General features: G+C 59.0%; 19 protein-coding genes and 1 pseudogene. 13 read left to right on the plus strand and 7 right to left on the minus strand.

Going from position 1 to position 21,998, the window contains the following annotated elements; genetic code table 11:
• Nucleotides 1-119: 119 nt before the first annotated feature.
• Complete coding sequence (locus tag QP941_RS00755; RefSeq protein WP_284867659.1) at nt 120-1,919, plus strand: siderophore-interacting protein; 1,800 nt, start codon at nt 120-122, stop codon at nt 1,917-1,919.
• Between the two features lie 40 nt (nt 1,920-1,959).
• On the opposite strand, the gene QP941_RS00760 is transcribed toward QP941_RS00755, so the two are convergent.
• Both QP941_RS00760 and QP941_RS00765 read right to left on the minus strand, forming a co-directional pair.
• Entirely contained in the window at nt 1,960-3,321 is a 1,362-nt protein-coding gene (locus QP941_RS00760; RefSeq protein ID WP_284867660.1) for a DHA2 family efflux MFS transporter permease subunit, read from the minus strand.
• A gap of 80 nt (nt 3,322-3,401) precedes the next feature.
• A complete protein-coding gene (locus QP941_RS00765) occupies nt 3,402-3,845 on the minus strand; it encodes a MarR family winged helix-turn-helix transcriptional regulator (protein WP_158522254.1) in 444 nt (147 codons plus the stop codon).
• Nucleotides 3,846-4,160: 315 nt separating this feature from the next.
• Between QP941_RS00765 and QP941_RS00770 the strand changes: the two genes are divergently transcribed.
• Nucleotides 4,161-4,580, plus strand: a complete 420-nt coding sequence (locus QP941_RS00770) for a hypothetical protein (RefSeq protein ID WP_284867661.1) — start codon at nt 4,161-4,163, stop codon at nt 4,578-4,580.
• Nucleotides 4,492-4,785: a hypothetical protein gene (locus QP941_RS00775; RefSeq protein WP_250408709.1), complete on the plus strand. Its 294-nt coding sequence runs from the start codon at nt 4,492-4,494 to the stop codon at nt 4,783-4,785. The genes QP941_RS00770 and QP941_RS00775 overlap by 89 nt, the downstream gene beginning before the upstream one ends.
• A gap of 64 nt (nt 4,786-4,849) precedes the next feature.
• On the opposite strand, the gene QP941_RS00780 is transcribed toward QP941_RS00775, so the two are convergent.
• The 3 genes and pseudogenes from QP941_RS00780 to QP941_RS00790 form a co-directional block, all read right to left on the minus strand.
• Nucleotides 4,850-5,290 carry a DUF1990 family protein gene (locus QP941_RS00780; protein ID WP_250410009.1) on the minus strand — a complete coding sequence of 147 codons (441 nt, stop codon included), beginning with the start codon at nt 5,288-5,290 and terminating at the stop codon, nt 4,850-4,852.
• A gap of 7 nt (nt 5,291-5,297) precedes the next feature.
• Nucleotides 5,298-5,906 (minus strand): annotated as a pseudogene (locus QP941_RS00785) (transposase family protein); the annotation flags it as partial.
• A 237-nt stretch (nt 5,907-6,143) separates the two neighbouring features.
• Nucleotides 6,144-7,349, minus strand: coding sequence for an amidohydrolase (locus QP941_RS00790; RefSeq protein WP_284867662.1), 1,206 nt, complete (start codon nt 7,347-7,349; stop codon nt 6,144-6,146).
• A 36-nt stretch (nt 7,350-7,385) separates the two neighbouring features.
• Here QP941_RS00790 and QP941_RS00795 point away from each other — a divergent pair, with 36 nt between their 5' ends.
• Nucleotides 7,386-7,784 (plus strand): hypothetical protein, encoded by a 399-nt coding sequence (locus tag QP941_RS00795; protein WP_239277400.1) that lies wholly within the window; start codon nt 7,386-7,388, stop codon nt 7,782-7,784.
• On the opposite strand, the gene QP941_RS00800 is transcribed toward QP941_RS00795, so the two are convergent.
• The gene (locus QP941_RS00800) at nt 7,781-8,863 is read right to left on the minus strand and encodes a glycerate kinase (protein WP_284867663.1); all 1,083 of its coding nucleotides are present in this window, start codon (nt 8,861-8,863) and stop codon (nt 7,781-7,783) included. The two genes, QP941_RS00795 and QP941_RS00800, sit on opposite strands and share 4 nt — an antisense overlap.
• A 198-nt stretch (nt 8,864-9,061) precedes the next feature.
• Between QP941_RS00800 and gdhA the strand changes: the two genes are divergently transcribed.
• The gene (gene gdhA / locus QP941_RS00805) at nt 9,062-10,408 is read left to right on the plus strand and encodes an NADP-specific glutamate dehydrogenase (RefSeq protein WP_284867664.1); all 1,347 of its coding nucleotides are present in this window, start codon (nt 9,062-9,064) and stop codon (nt 10,406-10,408) included.
• 200 nt (nt 10,409-10,608) lie between these two features.
• A complete protein-coding gene (locus tag QP941_RS00810; RefSeq protein WP_284867665.1) occupies nt 10,609-11,367 on the plus strand; it encodes a DivIVA domain-containing protein in 759 nt (252 codons plus the stop codon).
• A gap of 191 nt (nt 11,368-11,558) precedes the next feature.
• Here QP941_RS00810 and QP941_RS00815 read toward each other — a convergent pair whose 3' ends face one another.
• Nucleotides 11,559-12,206, minus strand: a complete 648-nt coding sequence (locus QP941_RS00815) for a hypothetical protein (RefSeq protein ID WP_239277405.1) — start codon at nt 12,204-12,206, stop codon at nt 11,559-11,561.
• A gap of 150 nt (nt 12,207-12,356) precedes the next feature.
• Between QP941_RS00815 and QP941_RS00820 the strand changes: the two genes are divergently transcribed.
• The 7 genes from QP941_RS00820 (at nt 12,357) to ftsY (ending at nt 21,974) form a co-directional block, all read left to right on the plus strand.
• Nucleotides 12,357-12,902: a YceD family protein gene (locus tag QP941_RS00820; protein ID WP_284867666.1), complete on the plus strand. Its 546-nt coding sequence runs from the start codon at nt 12,357-12,359 to the stop codon at nt 12,900-12,902.
• The gene (rnc, locus tag QP941_RS00825; RefSeq protein WP_239228125.1) at nt 12,899-13,669 is read left to right on the plus strand and encodes a ribonuclease III; all 771 of its coding nucleotides are present in this window, start codon (nt 12,899-12,901) and stop codon (nt 13,667-13,669) included. Before QP941_RS00820 ends, rnc begins: the two co-directional genes overlap by 4 nt.
• A gap of 2 nt (nt 13,670-13,671) precedes the next feature.
• A complete protein-coding gene (mutM, locus tag QP941_RS00830; protein ID WP_284867667.1) occupies nt 13,672-14,487 on the plus strand; it encodes a bifunctional DNA-formamidopyrimidine glycosylase/DNA-(apurinic or apyrimidinic site) lyase in 816 nt (271 codons plus the stop codon).
• A gap of 53 nt (nt 14,488-14,540) precedes the next feature.
• Nucleotides 14,541-16,040, plus strand: coding sequence for an alanine/glycine:cation symporter family protein (locus QP941_RS00835; RefSeq protein ID WP_239234713.1), 1,500 nt, complete (start codon nt 14,541-14,543; stop codon nt 16,038-16,040).
• 16 nt (nt 16,041-16,056) lie between these two features.
• Nucleotides 16,057-16,341, plus strand: a complete 285-nt coding sequence (locus QP941_RS00840; protein ID WP_284597138.1) for an acylphosphatase — start codon at nt 16,057-16,059, stop codon at nt 16,339-16,341.
• 78 nt (nt 16,342-16,419) lie between these two features.
• Nucleotides 16,420-19,941, plus strand: a complete 3,522-nt coding sequence (smc, locus tag QP941_RS00845; RefSeq protein ID WP_284867668.1) for a chromosome segregation protein SMC — start codon at nt 16,420-16,422, stop codon at nt 19,939-19,941.
• Nucleotides 19,942-20,030: 89 nt separating this feature from the next.
• A complete protein-coding gene (ftsY, locus tag QP941_RS00850; RefSeq protein ID WP_284867669.1) occupies nt 20,031-21,974 on the plus strand; it encodes a signal recognition particle-docking protein FtsY in 1,944 nt (647 codons plus the stop codon).
• The last annotated feature ends 24 nt before the right edge of the window (nt 21,975-21,998 follow it).

A 21,998-nucleotide genomic window follows, 5' to 3' on the forward strand; every position in this document is an offset into this window, starting at 1 on the left:
AATAGGCCATCGAACAAAGTGAATTAAAAGCCATCTAGACCGAGAGGGGAATGGTCTCAAATATGCCAAGGAACAGTCGGAGCAGGGAAATCTATCCAATTTCTTACCGGGAATTATACGTGGAAGATATCGAAGATATATCGCCATCCGTGCGGCGTATTACGCTTAGCGGGGAGCAGCTCCAGGAGCACGAACACGATGGTATTTCCGTTCCTTCGCTGATAAGCCATGGTTTTGACGACGACGTTCGGCTCATCTTCCCGGATCCGGAAACTGGGGAACGGCCGCACCCAATCGCCCAAAAAGATGGCAACCTCCTGTGGCCAGAAACTGTTAAAAATCTCTTCCGCACATACACGGTTCGCTACTTTGACGCTGTTAACGGGCGGTTAGCAATTGATTTCGCTCGCCATGGCGAGGGCTTGGCCGAAAACTGGTCACAGAATGTCCGGATCGGTGACGCTATTTTTGTGGCAGGTCCAAAGTCGTGTACACAGTTACCCACGCATACCGATTGGCTTTTCTTGGCCGGAGACGAGACTGCGCTCCCAGCAATCGGCCGCTGCCTCGAGTCGCTCCCGTCTGGGCATGATGCGATTGCGGTGATAGAGGTTCCGATGAGTGCTGATATTCAAGACTTAGACATTCCAGATTCAGTTCACGTCCACTGGGCGATACGTGACCAAGGCGACGACTTCGTAGCAAAAACTAGTGTGCTCTTTGAAGAGACTGCTGATTCACAATTGCCTACTGGAGAAGCATACGTATGGGCGGCGGGGGAGTCGTCCCGGCTGAAAACACTGCGGCGATTGTTCAAAGCTTCCGGAAATTCCCCTGAGCATAGGGAAATCACAGGCTACTGGCGGCGTACCAGCCAGAGCGACGCTAAAGAAAGCGCATCGAGCAGCAGCAATAGTGTTTTGCACAATATCCATGATCTGGCTGAGTTGAATTCAGCCTTTGCGCTCCGCACTGCCGTGCGTTTAGGGCTCTTCCAAGAAATCGATGCGGGTGCCACTACAGTCCCTGCTCTTGCTGCTGCGACAGAACTGCACGAGGAGGCGCTCCGGAGGTTTATCCGTTACCTGGCGGCTCTTCAACTCGTCGAAGTACGCGAGCGCACCCTCGCGCTGACCGCAATGGGACTGGAACTGGCGGACCCGGACTCCAATGTGGTGCGTTGGCTAAGCGGGCCTGCGCATCTTGAGGCGATGGCACTGATGCGTCTTGAACACAGCCTTCGTACCGGTGAGGCGGCTCCTCAAGGCGAGAGGGGATTGCCGTGGTCAGAATATGTATGCCGTGACCCGCAACTCGCGGCCGAACGCATTGAGCAAAAGAATATGAGCGCTGGCTGGACTGCTCCGTCCGCAGCACAGACGATGCAGCAGCACCTGGATGACACCGCTAGCGTTCTGATCATTGGCCAGGGAGGTGCAGTATATGCAGATGAAATTCTCCGGCGATGTGAGCATGCCCAGAGCAGGGTTATCACCGATGCTTCCTCGGAAGCAGTGCTACGGGAAATCGCAGGAGCTTCTCGTGAACGGTGCGAAACGAGTGGCGATGGAACTGGCTTTAATCCCACTGATGCGGACTATGCGTGGGCAACTGATGTAGTCTTCATTGATCCCTGGAGTATCTTTGGCAACGCAGAGGTGACTGCCCAATTAGACCGCGCCACTCACGGGGATGCGTTCCATCGGGCTTATATCCTTTCCGAGGTTCTGGAGGAAACCGGCGGCGATGAGCATTCCTATGAAGAGGACTTGGTGAGGCTTTCCATGTTCGGCACCAAGGTGCCGACACAGGAAGATGTCAACGCTGTTGTCGCTGATAGCGGCGGTCTTATTTCTTCTGCCACGGCTGTTGGCTGGGGTAAACATCTTTTCGTTCTGGAGGCAGAAGCGAATTCCTAAAGAGGAGCCTCGGTGGGCCAAACGCCTCGAGCTTTACCATTTATTTCCGGACCACGGTCCCGCGCGGGAGCCGGGTGGCCGTGGCCGCCATAAGCGTGGTGAACACGGTGAAGTAGGCGAAGGTCGACCATCCGACCCCGTGGGTAAGGGTCATCAGCACCGTGCAGACGGATACGCCGAGTGCGCTGCCAAGTTGGGTCGCTATGCGGCCTGCAGCACTGGCATGGACGACTTCATCTTTGGTTAAGCCGTGGTAGGTCGCGGACATCGTGAGCACAGTAAGGGCTCCGATGCCGCCGCCGCGCACGAATAGCCCGCAGCCTTGAAGGATGAGCCAGCATGTCGCCTGGCCGATGGGAAAGGCGAAAGGTAGCGTTCCGATAATAGTGGCGGCAATGCACATGTAGACGGTCTTACGCGTACCCCATCGAGCGATAAACTTTTTCGACGCCGAGCGGCTGAAATACGCACCCACACTTTGTAGGGCCAGCAGAAGTCCCGCATGCAATGCGGTGTAGGCGTAGTTGCCCTGATAATGCAGCGGAATGAGGAATAGTCCGCCATAAAACACGGTGCTCGCAATGGCCAGCGTTGCCCACGCTGAGGCAAAAGAGGGGTGGGCGAATAGGCGGACATCGATAAGCGGCGACGGCGCCCGGAGCGCATGCAGGACAAAGTAGCCAATCAGCCCTGCTCCGGCGGCGAGGACAATTATGCTTGTCCAAGAGTTCATATGTCCGATGGTGGTAAAGCCATAGACCACTGCGAGCAAACCCGGGGCGAGCAGGAGGTATCCCGTGCGGTCCAGCTGGGCTGCTGTGTCTGCTGGAGTCCGTTCTAGGTAGTGGGTAGCCAGCGCAATCGCTGCGATGCCGATGGGAACGTTGATGAGGAAGATGGCGCGCCAGCCGATGGCATCGACAAGCAGCCCGCCCAGTAATGGGGCAATCGCGGGTGCAATGACCGCAGGGAGGCCGATTGCGGTAATGGCGCGCGTGGCCTGATCCTTCCCAGCGTTGGTGACGATGAGGGTCTGCATCACCGCTACCGAGAAGCCTGCCGCGAATCCCTGCAGGATGCGGAAGGCGATGAGCATGTCTATATGTGTAGAGACCGCGCACAGGATTGAAGCGATGGTGAAGACTGCCAGCGCGGTAATCCAGAGATTTTTGGCGCCGAAGCGGCGCGTTGCCCAGCCGCTGAGAGGAATGGCCATAGTGGAGGCCAACCCGTAGCCGGTAATGACCCATTGGGCGAGAACTATCGGTGCGTTGAAAGCCTCGCCAATGGAATGAATGGCGACGTTGACGATGCTGATATCTAGCAGCGGCAAAATTGAGCCGAAGACTAGGGCGATGACGACCCGCCTAGTCTGGGGGTCGAGTTTTTCTTCTTCCTGCATGAGGGGTTCCCTTCGAAGTGTGTGCTCACAAGGCGTGGTGAGGTGTGGTCATGATGGAGAGAGTGATAGTGGTGTGTGGTTTAGTGGGCGAACGGTCCGTCGTTGGTGAGGTCGGTGAGCATTTCCGCGAATTGTTGTTGTGCGGGCTCCGGCCAGCGGGCGAGGAACTCTTCCAATTTTTGGGTCAGGCGCGAGCGCATCACGGCGACGTTGTCTTGGCCCAGTGGGGTTAGCGACAGTTGTATCCACCGCGCGTCGCGGGGATCGGTAGCGCGCGCGATGAGCCCGGCTTTTTCTAAGGCCGAGGCGTGGCGGGATACCACCGAGCGGTCCAGGCCGATAACGGTGGCGAGCTCTTTCGGAGTGGAGGGACCGCAGCGGTCTAGGCCGCTGAGTACTAAATACGTGGATTCATTGATTTCTTCACCGAGCCCCTGGGTGAGGTGGGCGTACATGCGTCGGCGGAGGCTGCGCTGGGAAAGTAGTCCCAGTGCGTCGGCGACTTGTTTGCTTGGAGTGTCCATGCCGGCAGAATACATGCGGAGTGCACGCGTGTCTAGTGCACGCGTGTTTATTGCACGCTAATTTTGGCGAGATGTTCGTGGTAAAGAGCGGAAAGCGTATAAGTAACCGCGTTTGTCCATTTTCTGGCCCGATTTTTGGCGAAACGCGGTTGTTTTGGACAGCCTGAGGCTCAGCCGTATCTCTTACTGAAGGGAGGAGCACCGAAATCACAAATGAGCCTTCCGGTTTTCCAATTCCGGTTCCCCGTGCACGCACTTTAACTTTCTGGAACGCCAGGATGAGAAAGAATAGATCTAGTTAAGGAGTACAAAGCAATGGCTGAAGAAACTGCACGCGCCCTTGGGTACGAAGTAGACGTGGACCGCGAGAAGTTTACTTACCTGGCATCGACTGATGCCGAGGGCAACAAGATTGAATCCGGCAAGGTTGCTGCAGCGGGAGCTGGTGGAACGGGGGCCGGTGCAGCCGGAACCGTAGCTGCCGGTGCCGCTGCAACGGCGAACGCGGATGGGCAGAATGATTCCGTGACCCAGAGTGATTACGAGCCGAAGAACCACGTCGTTGCTGGTGCTGAGGAAGAACACGTCGCCGCCGCGTCCGAGCAGCCGGATCTGCAGGAAAAGCTGGATGAGGACAACGCGGACTATGAGCCCTCAGAGCACGTCGTGGGCGAGGCCGAAGAAGAACACCATCGGCACCGCCCCGGAGCAGCCGGAAGAGGATGCGGCAGATGATGAACGCGATGAATTCGATGACCTGAAGGACAAGGTCACCGAGGCCGGCAATGTCGTTGAAGAAGCCATCAACCGCGCTGAGGACTTCTTGGAAGACAAGGTGCAGGAATACCAGGACGGATCCGGCAAGAAGGGCGGTTTCTTTAACCGCGTGAAAGACGTTGTGCGCGAGGCTCGCGATAACCTCGACGAGAAGCGCAAGTAGTTAACTACGTCTGGGCTGCTGCCTTTCCCGTAGGGGGAGAGGCAGCGGCCTTTGTGCTGCCGCGCTAGTCCAGCGCGTGCAGGTAGAACCGGCGGATAAGGATGCGGCGGGGGATATCGACAAGCGGGCGCAAGAAGGGCAGGAAGGGCTTGGAGGCGGCATCGATAAGCAGCAGCGTCCGCCCATCCCGCAGGCGCTCTAAGGTGAAGGTTTCCTCGCCGCGCTCGACGTGGCCGGTCAAGGTGCCGTAGGTAAAGCCGCAGCGGCCATCGTCGGTGAAGGTCTCGACCACGCGGCAGTGGAAATCGAACGGGCCAAGGCCCATGGTGACCTCGGCGCCTTCTTGTACGACTGGGTGGGTGGGGCTCACGCGGAATAGGCCGCTGCGCTGGATGCCCCAGCGAAAGAGCCGGTGGGCTGCGGTATCGAAATCGGCGTCGATGACCCTGCTCATGTGCAGCTGCGGAAATCCGGCGGTGTCGGAATAAGAAAGCGGCTCTGGCATCTTAAGTGCCGTAGGCGGCGAACGCTGCGGCCAGTGCGGCGCGGGCATCAGTACCGTTTTCTGGCAGAGCGAACGCTGTGGTTCCGACATCGAATCTGCTGGCATCATCGATAATCTGGTAAATCGTGATATGTGTGTGGGCATGGTCAAAGAGGCGGTAGACCAGTCCATCGATTTGCCAGAGTTCACCGACGAGATCACGGGCGAAGCGCTTATAGGAGCTGCGTGGCCGTTTGCGGGCATTGGCATCAACAAATCCCAGCTCATGAAGCCACGAGGCGATTGTAGAACGCGACGGTGTGGAATCTGGGCCTACAGTGTCAACCAAGAAGTAGTAGATCGACCAAGGCCCATAATCCAAGCCTTGCTCCATCAACTCCTGCCTGGCGTGGACGACTGCGATTTTATCGGCCTCGTCAAATTTCTTAATCGGATTCTTCGGGGCAGTCGAATCAGGCACAATACCTGCGCGACCCTTCTGCGCTATCCGGCTTTTGATGTTGTGGTACGTCTGCCGCGAGATTCCTAATTCTTTGCAAAACTGTGTGACCGTCTTGCCGTCACGAACGGGATCGAAATCTGCGACCTTTCTACGCTTATGCAATGGAATAGCCATCCAGCTATTCCACCGCCGCAAACGTCCAAAAGCCACTAGACATCCCGTCCAAAAACATCCTGGACTCCCTGTCCAAAAAGTCGCTAGACATCACACGACTAGTTTCACTGTCCTTTCAGACGGAGGGAACGGAAATAAACATAACCCGCCCAATCGGGGGACAGACCATGAATCTTCGGCGCCCTGAGGTGGAACTGCTAACAACGTAATGGGGATAGGGAAAGGCGCGCCGGGTACCTAGGGCTTTGCCAAGTAGGTCAATGCCGCACCATATGCTGCCCGGGTGGAGGCATAGACGGTCGGGGCGTAGTCCGGAAGGAAGGTCGCCTGGTGGTTGACAGGCGGATCTTCTAACTCATTTTCCGGGGTGCAGCCGATGTGCCAAAAGACATAAGGCACGCCCCATGCTTGTGGCAGGTAGCAAAAGTCCTCAGAGGCGGTAGAAGGGGCGGCGATGACCGAATCGGAGCCGAAGGCGGCATCGAAAACCTCGGCCACTGGGGCGTGGGCCGTGGCGTCGTTATCAGTGACCTCGCCGTGAGCGTAGTACTCAAAGGTCGGGTCTTGCTCGCTTCCGGACGCCACACATTCGGCCTTGACCATGCGCTCGAGGGAGGCATAAATCTTTTCCGCGAGTGCGGGATCGTAGTAGCGCGTATTGAGTACGAGCTCGGCGGATTCGGGAATGATGTTGTTTTTATCGCCGGAGTGTAGCTCGCCTACAGAGATGACAAAGAACTCGTGTGGGGCAACTTCGCGGCCCACGATAGCTTGGAGGCGGGTGACGATCATGGCCGCGATATAGGTGGGGTCGATGGAGTTATGGGGCATGGAGGCGTGGGCCGATTTTCCAAAGACGCGAATGCGCAGGGAATCGCAGCCGGCCATGATGGGGCCTGCGGTGTGGCGCACAGTGCCAGCTCGGCCGGGCATGATGTGTTGGCCAAGGCAAATATCGGGACGCGGCACGCGCTCGATGAGGTTATCGGCCAACATGTCCTTAGCCCCCACGGAGGATTCTTCGGCCGGTTGGAAAAGGGCGAGGAAGGTGCCGGACCAAGAGCTCCGAGAGGCGTCGAGAAGCGCGCAAGCGCCCAGCAGCGCCGTGGTGTGCATATCGTGCCCGCAGGCGTGCATCTTTCCATTAGTGGCGGCATAGGACACGCCGGTGGCTTCCTCGACAGGCAACCCATCGAAGTCTGCGCGCAGCAGGGCGGTAGGCCCATCGCCGTTGCGGAAGATAGCGACCATACCAAAGCCGCCGATGCTTTCTACTACCTCGCAGTCAAAATCGGCGAGCTTGGCGCGGATACGACCGGCGGTGCGCTCTTCTTCATGCGAAAGCTCGGGGTGGCGGTGCAGGTCTTCGTAAAAGTCCTGCTGCCACCCCAGGTCGGCTTCCTGGGACGTGACGAGCTGGGCGATGCGGGCAGAATCAGACATGGTTTCACACCTTAGGGATTGGGTAGGGTTGGCGCTATGCCGGTTATTCAATTTGATGTTTTGGTTCCCAACGGGCAAGCAGAGCGCGTCGCGGAAATCTTTACCACCGCCACCGACAAGCTGGTGGAGAGCGGTTCGCTTTCTTCCGCTGACGTTACTCACCCCAAGGCACCGCAGTTTCCAGAGGGGCTGGAGGAGCAGCTGCGGAAAAATTATCGCGACGAGCATGAGGACCGTGACCTTGCGGACGCGAGCGTGCACCGCTATGACATTGCGGTGGCGGGCGTGAGTGGCTCGGTCAACCAGCTGGGCATGGTGCTCTCGCGCCTTCTAACCCCGCATGCAGTGCTGCCCAAGGACCACGTATTGCTAGAAGATGAGCTGGCACATGAGCGGCCCGCCATCTTCCCGTGGTCGCTATCCATTCGGCCTTAGAGCTGCTTGACGATGTCCCCGGCGGCCGCCGCTAGCTGCTGGGCCAACGAGCCTTCTTGGCTAAGGGGAGCGCAGTAGGCGTCGGTGTCATGCTCGAAGGAGCCGGCGACAATGCCCACCGGTGTTCCGGCTTGCCGAGCGAGATCCGTGATGGTTCCGACTGCCTTGCCGGTCAGAGACTGTTCATCAAAGCGGCCCTCGCCGGTAATGACGAGATCGGCCGAAGCGATCTTTTCCGGAAGCCCCAATGCTGCGGCCACATGGGTGCCGCCGGACAGGACGCGCACGTGTTCGTCTGAGCCCCAGAGTGTGCGCGAGAGCCAGGACAGGCCAATGGGAAGGCCACCCGCGGCGCCATAGTAGGCAGAATCTGCATCGGTGCCGGTAACCTCGCAGGCTCGGAGCATGGCGCCGGCCAGCAGCGCTACTTGTTCGCCTTGAGCTCCCTTTTGGGGGCCGTACATGGTTGCCGCCTGCACTGGGGTAGCGCGGGTATCTGCCAGCAGTGTGAAGTCGAGCATGCCCGCCTTGATATTGAGCTGCGCGGTATCGATGTGGTCCAGCTGAACTAGGGGAGCGCCGCCCTTGGGCAGGGCATAGCCGCGGGCGTCGTGTGCGGCGGCGCCGAGTGCGGTGAGGATGCCCATCCCGGCGTCAATGCTGGCGGTGCCGCCTAATCCCAGCACGATCGAGGTAGCGCCACGTGTTTCTGCGTCCGCGATCAGCACCCCGGTGCCATAGGAATCGGCGTGGAGCGGATCCAGGCTGTCCTGCACAGCGGGCAACCCGGTGGCAGAGGCGGCGTCAATGAATGCCGTGGTTCCGGCGAGAACATAGCTCGCCTGAGTCAAGCGGCCATTGGCGTCGGTAGTGGGCAGGGTGATGGTCTCGGCGGATTGTCCACCGGCCGCTGCCGCCTGTGCAAGGACAGCGGCGGTGCCCTCGCCGCCATCAGCCATGGGCAGGGTGGTCACCGTGGCGTCGGGAAGCGCCTGGCGCACTCCCATAGCAATGCTGGCTGCGGCCTCGGGCGCGGAGGCGGTGCCTTTAAACGAGTCTGGGGCGACAACAATATGCATGCCCGTGATTATAAAGCCCGCCCGCGCTGGGGCACGGCGCGGCTTAGGATTCGAACGGACTACAGAAAATATCCATCTTTAACGTGGCTGGTAAAGGGGGTATGTATCTACCTAAACCCTCGAACCTGCTTGCATTATCGGTAGTTTGATAGGAAGCTGGTATCTGTTCTTACAAGTCCACAGAATGGAATGCACACCATGTCAGTAGATAGCCAAATCTCTGAGTACTACGACAAATTGCTCAAGCGCAATGCGGGAGAACCAGAATTCCACCAAGCGGTTTCTGAGGTCCTGGATTCGCTGAAAATTGTCCTAGAAAAAGACCCGCAGTACGCGGACTACGGCCTGGTGGAGCGCCTGTGCGAGCCTGAGCGCCAGCTCATCTTCCGCGTGCCATGGATCGACGATAAGGGCGAAATTCAGGTCAACCGCGGCTTCCGCGTTCAGTTCAACTCCGCGCTCGGCCCCTACAAGGGTGGCCTGCGATTCCACCCCTCGGTCAACCTGGGCATCATCAAGTTCCTCGGCTTTGAACAGATCTTCAAAAACTCCCTGACCGGTCTGCCCATTGGCGGTGGCAAGGGCGGTTCTGACTTTGATCCTAAGGGCAAGTCCGAGGTAGAGGTCATGCGCTTTTGCCAGTCCTTTATGACGGAGTTGCACCGCCACATCGGCGAGTACCGCGACGTGCCGGCCGGTGACATTGGCGTCGGCGGCCGTGAGATCGGTTTTCTCTTTGGCCAGTACCGCCGCCTGACCACCCAGCATGAATCCGGCATCCTCACTGGCAAGGGGCTGACCTGGGGTGGCTCCCTGGTCCGTACTGAAGCCACGGGCTTTGGCACGGTCTACCTCACCAATGAGATGATGAAGACGCACGGCGAGTCTTTCGACGGCGCCAAGGTTATCGTCTCCGGTTCTGGCAATGTGGCCATCTACGCCGCAGCCAAGGCCCAAGAGCTTGGCGCCACCGTCGTTGCGATGTCTGATTCCTCCGGCTACATCACCACCCCGCATGGCGTGGACATTGAACTGCTCAAGGATGTAAAGGAAACCCGCCGTGAACGTATTTCCACCTACGCCGAAGAGGCTGGAAACGGAGTGGAATTCCACAAAGGCGGAAATATCTGGGAAGTACAGGCAGACGTGGCTCTGCCGTGTGCCACCCAAAATGAGCTCGATGGCGATTCCGCAAAGAAGCTCGTTGACGGCGGCGTGCGCTACGTAGCCGAAGGTGCCAATATGCCGTCTACCCCAGAGGCGGTCCACATCTTCCAAGAATCTAAGATCAATTTCGCGCCGGGCAAGGCCGCCAACGCTGGTGGCGTTGCTACCTCCGCGCTAGAAATGCAGCAAAACGCATCCCGTGACTCCTGGTCCTTTGAGTACACCGATGATCGCCTCCATGCGATCATGTCCAATATCTTTAAAAACATCGATAGCACGGCTAAGGAATATGACCGTGAAGGCGATTACGTTGCCGGTGCAAATATTGCTGGCTTCAAGAAGGTAGCGGACGCCATGCTGGCACAGGGCGTTATCTAGCTGCTCACTTCTTCTTTCAAGTCCCCCTTCTGTGCTGCCTTTGTGTAGTGGAGAAGGGGAGCTTGTGCTGTAAATACGCGCCATAGATTGCGTGAGTGGGCGGTTGCAAGGCGATTGTCGGCACTGGAGGGTAAATCCGCAGTACACACTCGGTGCGTGGCCTCCACGTCTGGCGCGTGAGGGCATGTAAAATTCGCAGCATGTACCGTGTCTTTGAGTCCCTAGATGAACTAGTCCAGCACTTGGAAGAGGCCCATAGCCTCCCCATGACCTCTAATTGCATGGTTCCGCGCCATGAAATGCTCGCGCTTCTCGACGACCTCCGAAACGCCCTGCCCGTTGAAATTGATGACGCGCAGGATGTCTTGGATAAGCAGGATGAAATCCTCCACGGCGCCGAAGAGCGCGCGGACCAGACCATCAATGATGCTAATGCGCAGGCCGACGACATCGTGGGCCATGCTCGCGAGGAGGCGGATGCCACGGTGTCCCACGCAGAACAGCATGCCGCCAAGCTAGTGGCTGATGCTGAAGCTCGCGCTCGGTCCATGGTGGAACAGGCCCGCGCGGAAGCAGACCGCACCATCGCTCAGGCCAATGATGAATATGAGCGTTCCGTGGCAGAAGGCCGTGCCGAGCAAGAGCGTATGGTTTCGGAATCTGAAGTTGTGCGCCGCGCTGATGAGGAAGCACACCGCATCGTGGAGTCCGCCCACACCGAGTCCAACCGTCTGCGTAGTGAATGCGATGAGTTTGTAGACGGCAAGCTAAGCGAATTTGAAACCACTCTCAATGGACTACTGCGCACCGTAAGCTCCGACCGCTCTGCACTGCGCGGCGGTGCCGGAGTCCGTTCCCGTGGCGGCGACTACCAGTCCTCGGGTCGTGCCGGTGGCGTTGCGGGCGGCTCCCGTTACGCAGAAGGCGAGGCCTACGAGCGTCGCTATAACGAGCGCTAAGCCTTTAAATTCTTTCTGCCCTCAAGTTTCATTTCCCGGAGGTACCCGGGCTGGGGAACTTAAGGGGTGAGGGATGGTTTAGTCCCATACATCAGGCACGGCCAAAGACCCTGGTGGGTGGGCAGACGGTTTGTCGTACACCGTCTGCCCACCCACCAGGGTCTTTATGTTTTCCTACCAGTGCGGGCAGTTCAGGAAGTTGCGCGGGAGCGAGGCTGTGCGGTGGGCACTGCCGTATTCGTTGCATAGGAAGCAGCTGTTAACGGCGTGTGTGCGGACATGGCGCCGCCTTCCTTCCCCGAGGTGAGTTGCGCAGGCGCGGCGGATTGGACGGCCATACATGCTGCAATGACTGCGGTCACTAAGCCAGGGAAAAGGAATGCAACGAGTGCGGTAAAGAAATAGGAAGACAGTGACGTCAAAGAACTATCACTAAAGTTCTGCGGAAAGCACACCGCGCACATACTCACTAGCGCACCTGTGGCAACTAGCATGGTGCCTACAGAAATAAGCGCGGTAGGAATGGTCTCACGTGAGAACCAGGTGATGGCGCCTGCGCTTAGGGAAAAGATGAGTGCGCCGGTAAGCACCGAAAGATCCATGCCAGTGGGCAATACCAGGATGGTGCCAGCAATTAAACCAGCAACGATGCTGCAGATGAGTGCAGTAAATAGGCGAATCCCACTAGCGCCATAGATGCCTGAACGGTCCGGCTGTGGAGTGGCGTGTACGAGCGTGCCGGAAATGGTTAATACCGCGGCAGGAAGGCAGCTGAACATGACGAATCCGAGTGCGATGCTGCGTGGATCCGGGGAGGCTAGCGCCAAGTGGTAAGTCATGTCTCCACACTAAAGACGGCTTTGGCTTGGGAAAAGGCTACTCCGGAAAGGCATAGGCCCTTTTACTTTAAACGACAGACTCTTGACAGAAAGTTTGCCTGTGCTGGCCGCTAGGCGGAGTTTGCGGGGCAAGGTAGACTACCTAGTGTTATGACATCACCATTGAAGTTCGATGTGGGCGAATTGTTGAACGCCCAAGGCGCTGACGCACTGCCGGAGCAACGCACCCAGACCGGCCCCGCACCTGAGAGGATCGGCGTCGAGATGATCGCTATTCCGAAGGGCGAGGAGCTCACCGTAGACGCCACCTTGACCCCTCTAGGTGCAGGTGTCTTGGTGGATGCCAACGTATCTGGACGGCTGACAGGGGAATGCTCCCGGTGCTTGAAGGAACTGCACCCAGAGCTGGACTTGCACGTCACGCAGGTTTTTGCTGCCGATGAATCCTTCGTCTCTGGCGATGATCCTGCAGCCGATGATGAAGGTTCCGGAGATGAGATTCCGGAGATCGAGGATGATGAGCTGGACCTTTTGCAGGCCGTGATCGATGAGGCAGGCCTCAACCTTCCCTTCGCGCCGGTGTGTGAAGATGGCTGTGAGATTGACACGCCTGACGGGGTGACCACCGGTATTTCTGGTGAAGAAGAGGAAGATAAGGTCGATCCCCGCTGGGCTGGTTTGGAGAAGTTCCTATGAGCCGCAAAAAGAAGCTAACCGGGGAAGAGGCACTGGCAGCTGAATTTGCTGCAGTAGACCACACCCCATTGCTGGAATCGCTCGGCGTGGAATTGCAGCCGGAGCACCTGCGTTTGGCGCTTACTCACCGATCGTTTGCCAATGAAAATGGGCATTTGCCTAATAACGAGCGCTTGGAGTTTCTGGGCGATGCGGTGCTGGGCCTGTCGGTGGCCTCTCAGCTCTACATCACTTATCCTTCTCGTCCGGAATCGGATATTTCCAAGATGCGTGCCTCGATCGTCTCGCGTTACGGGCTATCGGATATCGCCCGTGAGATAAACCTCGGCCCGCACATTTTGCTGGGCAAGGGCGAGCAGTCGACCGGTGGCCGCGATAAGGATTCCATTCTTGCCGATACCACCGAGGCAATCTTTGGTGCTATCTACCGCGAGCATGGATTCGAAACTGCGCGAGATGTCATTCTGCGCCTATTTGCAGAAAAGATCGACAATGCGACCGTGAGTGGCCGCCACTTGGATTGGAAGACCACTTTGCAGGAGCTGTGCGCCGAGCTTAAGGCACCGATGCCGGTCTACTCGGCTACCTCCACAGGCCCAGAACATGATCAGACCTTTAACGCGGTAGCTACCGTCGCTGGTCTAACCGTGGGCAATGGAGTGGGACACAATAAGAAGCTAGCCGAGCAGCAAGCGGCTCAGGAGGCCTGCCAGACCCTCCGCGAAACCCCACTTTTGGTGCAGGGCACCGCGCATAAAGAAGGCTAAGCATGCCGGAACTGCCGGAAGTCGAGTCCGTCCGCCGGGGTCTTGAGCCCCACGTGGTGGGGCGGACTTTTCAGTCTGTACACGTCCTGCACCCGCGTGCCAACCGTGGCCAAGATGAGCCACTTCCCGGTCTTCTTGTCGGTAAAGAGATCGCCGCTGTGGCTCGGCGGGGAAAGTTTATGTGGCTGGAATTTGTGGGCGAAGATTCCATGGATCCCTACCGCGACGTACTCTTCATCCACTTAGGCATGTCAGGCCAGGTTCGAATCGGCTCGACCGATTTGCCACATCTGCGCATTAGCGCTCATCTAAGCGGTGGGGTAGAGCTTAGCTTTGTCGACCAGCGCACCTTTGGATATTGGCTCTATGCACCGTGGGCGAAGATCTCGCACATTGGCATTGACCCGTTGGAACCAGATTTCGACATTGTGGCAACCGCCCGGCGCCTGCGGACAAAGAAGACTGCAGTAAAGACCGCACTGTTGGATCAAACCTTGGCTTCTGGAATCGGCAATATCTATGCCGATGAATCCCTGTGGGCGGCACAGATTCCGCCCCGCAAAAGGGCATCGACGTTGCGCCAAAAGGATGCCGTTGCCCTGCTCGAAGCGGCCCAGGAGGTCATGGCCGCCGCCCTAAAAGTGGGTGGCACGAGCTTCGATTCCTTGTACGTCAACGTGAATGGTGAATCGGGATACTTCTCGCGGTCCTTGGCCGCGTATGGGCGGGCTGGCCAGCCCTGTCAGCGCTGCGGAACGCCCTTGGAGCGCTGCGTAATTTCAGGGCGTTCCACCCATTTCTGCCCCCATTGCCAATAAGTTATGGCGCATGGGGTTCACGTTGTGAACCTCAAGGCAGTAAATTATTCTGCATGGATTTTCTTGAAAATGTCGTAACGACATTTAATGACGGCGTCTGGTCGTGGATTCTGCCCTGGCTGCTCATCGCTGCGGGCCTATTCTTCGGCATCCGTACCGCGTTGGTGCAGGTGCGCATGGTGCCGGATATGTTCCGCGCCGTCGTCGAGCGACCCAAGGGGGAGGGCCGCGATGAGGACGAGGACTATGGCGGCATCTCTGCTTTCAAGGCCTTCACTATCTCGGCCGCTTCCCGCGTTGGCACCGGTAACGTGGCCGGCGTGGCCGTGGCCATTTCCGTGGGCGGCCCAGGTGCTGTCTTTTGGATGTGGCTCATCGCTATCCTTGGTGGTGCAACTGCATTCATCGAATCCACCTTGGCGCAGCTGTGGAAGGTGCGCGATGGCGACGGGTACCGCGGTGGCCCGGCGTACTACATGAAGCGCGGCTTGGGCTGGGGCCCGCTTGGCGCTCTTTTCTCCATCGCTATCGCCTTTACCTTTGGTTTGGTCTACAACGCCTTTCAGACCAACGCCATTGCGGATGCGGTGTCCTTTTCCTTTGACCGCGATGACACCATGTTCCGCTCCATTATCGGTGTTGTTATCGCCGTGGTTGCGGGCCTCATCATCTTTGGGGGCGTGAACCGCATCGCCAATATCACCCAGATCATCGTGCCTTTTATGGCGGTGGCCTACCTGCTTATCGGCGGCTTTGTAGTCATCACCAACTTTGACAAGGTGCCGGGAATGATTGGCGATATTGTCGGCCACGCACTGGGCATTAAGGAAATCGCAGGCGCCGGTCTCGGTGCGGCCATGATGAAGGGTATTCAGCGCGGACTGTTCTCCAACGAAGCTGGTGAGGGCTCTGCTCCGAATGCAGCGGCTACCGCGGCAGTCTCGCACCCGGTCAAGCAGGGCCTGGTGCAAACCCTTGGCGTGTACTTCGACACCTTGGTGGTGTGTACCATCACCGCCTTCATCATCTTGCTGGGGCCGGAGATTGCCTACGGTGCCGAAGCAGAAGGCGTCTCCTTGACCCAGGCGGCTTTGTCTTCTGAGGTGGGCGAGTGGGGAATCCACTTCGTCAGCTTCATCCTCTTCTTCCTGGCTTTCTCCTCTATCCTGGGCAATTATTACTTGGCGGAATCTAACCTGGAGTACCTCACCCAGAGCAAGCCTGCGCTGGTAATTTTCCGCCTCGTCGTGCTTTTCTTTGTCTGGTTCGGCGCAGTGGGCTCTCTGCCGCTGGTCTTTGCTTTGGCCGATACCGGTGCGGCAACCATGGTGATCCTCAATATCATCGCCATCGTGCCACTATCCGGTGTGGCGATTAAGTTGCTCAAGAATTACAACGAGCAGCGCAGCCACGGCATTGACCCAGTATTCCACCGCGATATGATGCCGGAGCTGAAGGGCGTAGAGTGCTGGGACGGATCGGATCCTGTCACTCGCCGCAGCGAAGAGGATCGCCGCGTGTTGCGCGATAAGGGACACCACGACCGCTATTAGAAATTAGAAAGGCAGCATGGCACTGGAAAGAATGACCGCTTTTGTCCACGGGAACGTCCAAGGCGTGGGCTTTCGTTGGTGGACGCGCTCCCGTGCCTTGGAGCTCGGTTTGAGCGGGCATGCCACCAATCTGAGCGATGGCCGGGTGCAGGTGGTAGCAGAAGGCCCGCGGGAGAAGTGCGAAGAATTGCTGGGACTCCTCAATGAGCAGCCGAGCACGACCCGCCGCCCGGGAACGGTGGATCTGGTTGTCGAACAGTGGGCTGCCCCTAAGGGCGAATCTGGTTTCATCGAACGTTAACTCGCAGCACAAGCCCACTCGAGCGAACCCCGAGGCTCGGCTGGGCAGCTGCGTTCGAGGCTTGCTAAACTTACCCAAATGCACCTGAAATCGCTGACGCTGAAAGGCTTCAAATCATTCGCGTCGGCGACGTCTCTGAAATTCGAGCCCGGAATTTGCGCCGTCGTCGGACCGAATGGCTCCGGCAAGTCCAATGTGGTGGACGCCCTGGCCTGGGTAATGGGTGAGGGAAGCGCCAAGACGCTGCGCGGCGGAAAGATGCAGGACGTCATCTTCGCCGGCGCCGGCGACCGCAAGGCTTTGGGGCGCGCCGAGGTCACCCTCACCATCGATAATGCGGACGGCGCGCTGCCGATCGAATACTCGGAAGTATCGGTCACCCGCCGCATGTTCCGCGATGGCGCCAGCGAATACGAAATCAATGGCTCCAAAGCGCGCCTGATGGATATTCAGGAGCTGCTTTCTGATTCCGGTATTGGCCGCGAGATGCACATTATCGTCGGCCAGGGCAAGCTTTCTGAGATCCTAGAATCGCGGCCCGAGGATCGGCGCTCGTATATCGAAGAGGCCGCGGGTGTGCTCAAGCACCGCCGCCGCAAGGAAAAAGCGCAGCGCAAGCTCACCGGCATGCAGGCCAATTTGGATCGCCTGCAGGACCTTACTGATGAGTTGGGTAAGCAGCTCAAGCCTTTGGCCCGCCAAGCGGAGGCCGCGCAGCGCGCCGCTACTGTGCAGGCTGATTTGCGCGACGCCCGCCTGCGGCTGGCAGGAGATAGGGTGGTGCGCCTGCGCAGCAAGTTTCAGGAGGCCGAGCGCGCGGCGGAGGTTTTGGCCGAGCAAGTAGAAGAAGTTACCGCGCAGCTGGAAGAAGCGACGGGTTCTCAGTTAGAAGTGGAAGCCCAGCTGGAAGAGGTAAACCCCAAGGCGGAGTCGGCTCAAAAGCTGTGGTTCGACCTGTCCACGCTTTCTGAGCGCATTTCCGCAACCCAGCGCATCGCGGAGGAACGAGCGTCCAATGCCGGTGCACAGGTGGCCTATTCTGGCCAGGACCCGGATGACCTAGAGGCACGGGCTGCCCGCGCGGACGAAGAACATGCAGAGCTTCTCGCCGCGGCGGAGGAAGCTGCGGAGCGCTTGGAAGCGATTCGTGAAGAGGTAGCAGAGCGCCGCGAAGCATTCGAGGCCGCTGAGCGCGAGCACATGGCCCAGCTGCGTGCCATTGCGGATAGGCGCGAGGGTGTCGTCCGCCTCATCGCTGCAGAGGAAAAGGCGGCAGGCCAGGTTACTTCGGCAGAAGAGGAGTTGGCGCGCCAAGAGGAAACCCTGACTTCTACCAAGCAGCGCACCCAAGCTGCCCAGGTGGAGGCCGATGAGGTAGCGGATAAGTTGCAGTCTTTGGCCGGCGAGCGTGAGCCGCTGGAGGAAGCCCATGTGCGGGCGGCCAGTGAATCGGGTGCGGCCGATAAGCGTTTGGAGCAGCTCCGCGATGAGCAGCGCGAGCGTGAGCGCGCTGTCTATACCTTGCGTTCCCGCATCGATACCTTGGCCCAGACTGCGCCGGAAAAGGTTGAGGTAGGCGAGCATTTCCAACCGTTGGCCGATTTCATTACCACCAAGTACGAGACCGCGGTAGCTGCCGCGTTGGGTGCTTTTGCAGAGGCCCAGGCCGGCGAGATTTCTGCCCAGCTGATTGCGGACTTAGAAAAGGGCACGCGCTCCGCGCTTATCGACGTCTCCGCGGCCGCCCCCGCCACTTCCTGGCGCGTGGATGCGACTTTGCCCGCAGGAACCTCGTGGTTGCTCGACCACATTGTGGTGGCCCCGGAAGTTTCCGCAGCGCTGCACCGCCTCCTTGCGGATGTAGTGCTCGTCTCCGATGTCGCGGAGGCGAAAAAGTTGGTGGCCGAGGACCCCCGCCTGCGTGCCGTCACCGAATCCGGCGTGGTGCTGGGTGAAGGTTGGGTAGAAGTAGGCACCGGTGCCTCATCCACCGTCGAGGTTTCCGCCCGCATCGCGGAGGCAGAGGAGCAGCTGGAATCTGCCACGCAGGAGCTGGAAGAACTCTCCGGCACGCTTGAGGGCGCGAAGATCGCTGCGGAGGATGCCCGGGTGACTGCAGCCTCGGCGAAGGCTGCCTTGCGCGAGCATGATACTGAAGTTGATGCGTGGAAACGCGATCACCAGCGCCTGCTCAAGCAGTACGAGGCCAATAAGAATGAGCACGAGAAGGCCGCGGCGCGGGCTACCGAGATCGAGGTAAAGCTCACCGAGGCCCGCACGCAGCTTGCCGACGCCCGCGATAGGCTCGCCCGCGTCGATGCGGACGAGCAGCCCGACGAGCCCTCTTCGGTAGAGCGCGACGAGGCCTCCGCAGCATTAGAGCAGGTCAAGTCCATGGAAATGGAGGCGCAGGTGGCAGCCCGCTCGGCCCAAGACCACGTGGGTCAGGTAGCAGGGAAGGGGGAGGCGTTGCGTCGCCAAGCGCAGCATGAACGCCAAGCCAAAGCCCGCCATGAGCAAGCCATGGCGCGCCGCAAGGCCCAGGGAGAGTTGGCCGGTGCGGTAGCCAAGCATTCACGCGATCTGGCCGCGCGCGCCACGCAGCTGCTTGAGCGCGCTACCTCTGAGCGCGATGACTACTTTGCGCAGCGCACCTCCCTCAACTCGCAGCTGCAGCAGGTCAAGCAACACGTCTCGGCCGCGCGGCAGCAGCTGGACCGGCTGACCAATCGCGCCCATGACTCGGAAATTGCTCGCTCCCAGGCGCAGGTGCGTGTGGACGAAGCAGAAGCCAAGATTGTGGAACAGCTGGGCATTGCGATTTCGGATCTCTTGCAGGACTACACTCCAGGCGAAGATTTCGACCGCGGGGCGGAAAGCGCGCGCTTGAAGCAAGCAGAAAAGGACCTCAATTCACTAGGCAAGGTCAATCCGCTCGCACTGGAGGAATACAAGGCTTTGGAGGAACGCTATTCCTTCCTTTCCACCCAGTTGGAGGATGTCATTCAAGCCCGCAAGGATCTTGCGGGCGTTATCGAGGATGTGGACGCGCAGATCTTGCAGCTGTTTACCGATGCGTGGCACGACGTCGAAGCAGAATTTCCCAAGGTTTTCCAGACCCTATTCCCCGGAGGCGAGGGGCGCCTCATCCTCACTGAGCCGGACGACATGCTCACCACCGGCATCGAGGTGGAAGCGCGACCACCGGGCAAGAAGGTCAAGCGACTCTCCTTGCTATCTGGTGGCGAGAAGTCGCTTACTGCGCTTGCGATGCTGGTAGCTATCTTCCGCGCCCGCCCCAGCCCGTTCTATGTTATGGACGAGGTTGAGGCAGCGCTTGATGACGTCAACCTGCGCCGCCTCATTGCCCTCTTTGAGGAGCTGCGTAAAGACTCGCAGCTAATCGTCATTACGCACCAAAAGCCGACGATGGATGTCGCCAACGTCCTCTATGGCGTAACCATGCGCGGCGATGGTGTTACTCGCGTGATTTCGCAGCGCATGAATCCCGCAGGCAGCGCTCCTGGAACGGAGCAAGCCAGCGAGGATGCCACTCGTTTGGGCGTAGATGCTCCTCGCGGTGACGAGGCGGGGAAGTAGCCTGGGTCCGCCGACTTCCCGCAGGACCCCTTCCGCTATAGGAGGGGGTTTGGCGTGCCGCAAGTTGAGAAGACTGGCACTATAGAGGCATGAATTCTTTATGGTTATGGATCGGCATTGCGATCGTCGTCATCGTGCTGATTATTCTTCTCGTGGTAATCGGCAAAAAGCGCGGCGACGCCAAGAAGGTGTCCTTTGATAAGCCCGCTGAGGAAGAACCGAAGCAGCTGACTCAGGAGCAAAAGTCCGGCAACTATCAAGCCAAGTCCGGCTTTAACTTCGCTCCTGCTGGCGGCTCTAAGGAAGCGCAGAAAGCCCCGGTTCAGGCGGACAAGCCAGCTCAGCCGCAGCAGGCCGCTAAGGCAGAGCCGAATGCTACCGACATCGCGAACGAGCAGCTCAGCGGCAAGACCTCACAGTCGAAGGAAAAGCCGCAGGCACAGGCCAAGCCGCAGCCGCAGGCTGATAAGCCACAGTCTGCTCGGCCCACGGCCGATGCCGCGGCAAACAAGCCCGTGGCCGACAAGCCTGTGGCAGAGGAATCAGAAACCAAGCCGGCACCTCAGCAGGAGAAGCCGGCGAAGACCGACAAACCGGCAGAACCTTCTAAGCAGGCCCAGGCCCAAGCGCCAGCGGAGGAGAAGAAGCAAGCGGCAGAATCTTTCGCTGATAAGGAAGACAAACCACAGTCCAAGGGAACTGGCGCTGCGGCCGCGGCGGCGACTGCCGGCGCGGCAGGCGTAGCGGGTGCGGCAGCTGCGGCGTCGGAAAGCGAAGAATCGCACGTGGACCGTGCCCCAGAAGCAGCTGAGCAGCCAGAAGCTGCGCCCAAGACAGAAGAGCCGGCAGCTGCTGAAAAGGCAGAAAATCCAGAAGACGTCGTCTCCGTGGAGAATGCTGAGGTAGAAGAGGAGTCCCCAGTCTTCGACGAGGTTGTTGAAGACAATGATGCCGAAGACATCGAGGAGCGGGTGGACGACCGCGAGGAAGCCGAAGAAGCCGCAGCCGCTGCCGAGGCGCAAACCGGTGCAGCTGAAGCTGCCAAGGAACAGACCGAGGCTCCAGAGGGAGAACCTGCTCCAGCGCCAGCTCCGCAGGATGATATTGCACCCGCCGGTGGACGTCTTGGCCGTTTGCGTGGGCGCCTTTCGCGCTCGCAAAATGCCATCGGCCAGGGGCTCATGGGAATTTTGTCCGCAGGCGATCTGGATGAAGAGGCCTGGGAGGAAGTCGAAGATACGCTCATCATGGCGGATTTGGGCACCAAGTCCACGATGAAGGTGACTGATTCCCTGCGCGAGAAGATTGCAGAGCGCGGCGTCTCCAGCGAGGATGAAGCCCGTGCCATGCTGCGCGAATGCCTGATTGAAGCAGGCCACCCAGAGATGGATCGCTCCATTAAGGCCATGCCGAATGAGGGCAAGCCAGCAATCGTAATGGTCGTCGGTGTCAATGGCACCGGCAAGACCACAACCACCGGCAAGCTTGCTCGCGTGCTGGTAGCCATGGGCCATAAGGTCCTTTTGGGTGCGGCCGATACTTTCCGAGCTGCGGCCGCAGATCAGCTTGAGACGTGGGGCCGCCGCGTTGGCGCCGATACCGTGCGCGGCAAGGAAGGCGCTGACCCAGCATCGGTAGCCTTCGATGCGGTAGCAACCGGCGTGGAACAGCAAGTAGATGTGGTCTTGGTCGACACCGCAGGCCGCCTCCACACCTCCACGGACTTGATGGACCAGCTGGGCAAGGTCAAGCGCGTGGTAGAAAAGAAGACCGATGTGGACGAGGTCCTGCTGGTATTGGATGCCACGGTGGGGCAGAACGGCCTTACGCAGGCACGAATCTTCCGCGAGGTAGTAGATATCACCGGTGTGGTTCTCACCAAGCTGGACGGCACCGCCAAGGGCGGAATCGTCTTCCAGGTACAAGAAGAATTGGGTGTTCCAGTCAAGCTTGTGGGCTTGGGCGAAGGCGCCGATGATCTCGCGCCATTCGAGGTTGAAGGCTTCGTCGACGCCCTGTTGGGTGAGAAGTAGCAGCTAACCTTGCAACTCCCCCCT

This window comes from Corynebacterium sp. MSK150 (assembly GCF_030229215.1).
In the GTDB taxonomy this organism is placed as follows: domain Bacteria; phylum Actinomycetota; class Actinomycetes; order Mycobacteriales; family Mycobacteriaceae; genus Corynebacterium.

Bases quoted from the DNA above. Each gene is read 5' to 3' on its own strand.
- QP941_RS00760 (WP_284867660.1), bottom strand. From the start codon at position 3,321: ATGCAGGAAGAAGAAAAACTCGACCCCCAGACTAGGCGGGTCGTCATC.
- QP941_RS00765 (WP_158522254.1), bottom strand. From the start codon at position 3,845: ATGGACACTCCAAGCAAACAAGTCGCCGACGCACTGGGACTACTTTCC.
- QP941_RS00770 (WP_284867661.1), top strand. From the start codon at position 4,161: ATGGCTGAAGAAACTGCACGCGCCCTTGGGTACGAAGTAGACGTGGAC.
- QP941_RS00775 (WP_250408709.1), top strand. From the start codon at position 4,492: ATGAGCCCTCAGAGCACGTCGTGGGCGAGGCCGAAGAAGAACACCATC.
- QP941_RS00780 (WP_250410009.1), bottom strand. From the start codon at position 5,290: ATGCCAGAGCCGCTTTCTTATTCCGACACCGCCGGATTTCCGCAGCTG.
- QP941_RS00790 (WP_284867662.1), bottom strand. From the start codon at position 7,349: ATGTCTGATTCTGCCCGCATCGCCCAGCTCGTCACGTCCCAGGAAGCC.
- QP941_RS00795 (WP_239277400.1), top strand. From the start codon at position 7,386: ATGCCGGTTATTCAATTTGATGTTTTGGTTCCCAACGGGCAAGCAGAG.
- QP941_RS00800 (WP_284867663.1), bottom strand. From the start codon at position 8,863: ATGCATATTGTTGTCGCCCCAGACTCGTTTAAAGGCACCGCCTCCGCG.
- gdhA (WP_284867664.1), top strand. From the start codon at position 9,062: ATGTCAGTAGATAGCCAAATCTCTGAGTACTACGACAAATTGCTCAAG.
- QP941_RS00810 (WP_284867665.1), top strand. From the start codon at position 10,609: ATGTACCGTGTCTTTGAGTCCCTAGATGAACTAGTCCAGCACTTGGAA.
- QP941_RS00815 (WP_239277405.1), bottom strand. From the start codon at position 12,206: ATGACTTACCACTTGGCGCTAGCCTCCCCGGATCCACGCAGCATCGCA.
- QP941_RS00820 (WP_284867666.1), top strand. From the start codon at position 12,357: ATGACATCACCATTGAAGTTCGATGTGGGCGAATTGTTGAACGCCCAA.
- rnc (WP_239228125.1), top strand. From the start codon at position 12,899: ATGAGCCGCAAAAAGAAGCTAACCGGGGAAGAGGCACTGGCAGCTGAA.
- mutM (WP_284867667.1), top strand. From the start codon at position 13,672: ATGCCGGAACTGCCGGAAGTCGAGTCCGTCCGCCGGGGTCTTGAGCCC.
- QP941_RS00835 (WP_239234713.1), top strand. From the start codon at position 14,541: ATGGATTTTCTTGAAAATGTCGTAACGACATTTAATGACGGCGTCTGG.
- QP941_RS00840 (WP_284597138.1), top strand. From the start codon at position 16,057: ATGGCACTGGAAAGAATGACCGCTTTTGTCCACGGGAACGTCCAAGGC.
- smc (WP_284867668.1), top strand. From the start codon at position 16,420: ATGCACCTGAAATCGCTGACGCTGAAAGGCTTCAAATCATTCGCGTCG.
- ftsY (WP_284867669.1), top strand. From the start codon at position 20,031: ATGAATTCTTTATGGTTATGGATCGGCATTGCGATCGTCGTCATCGTG.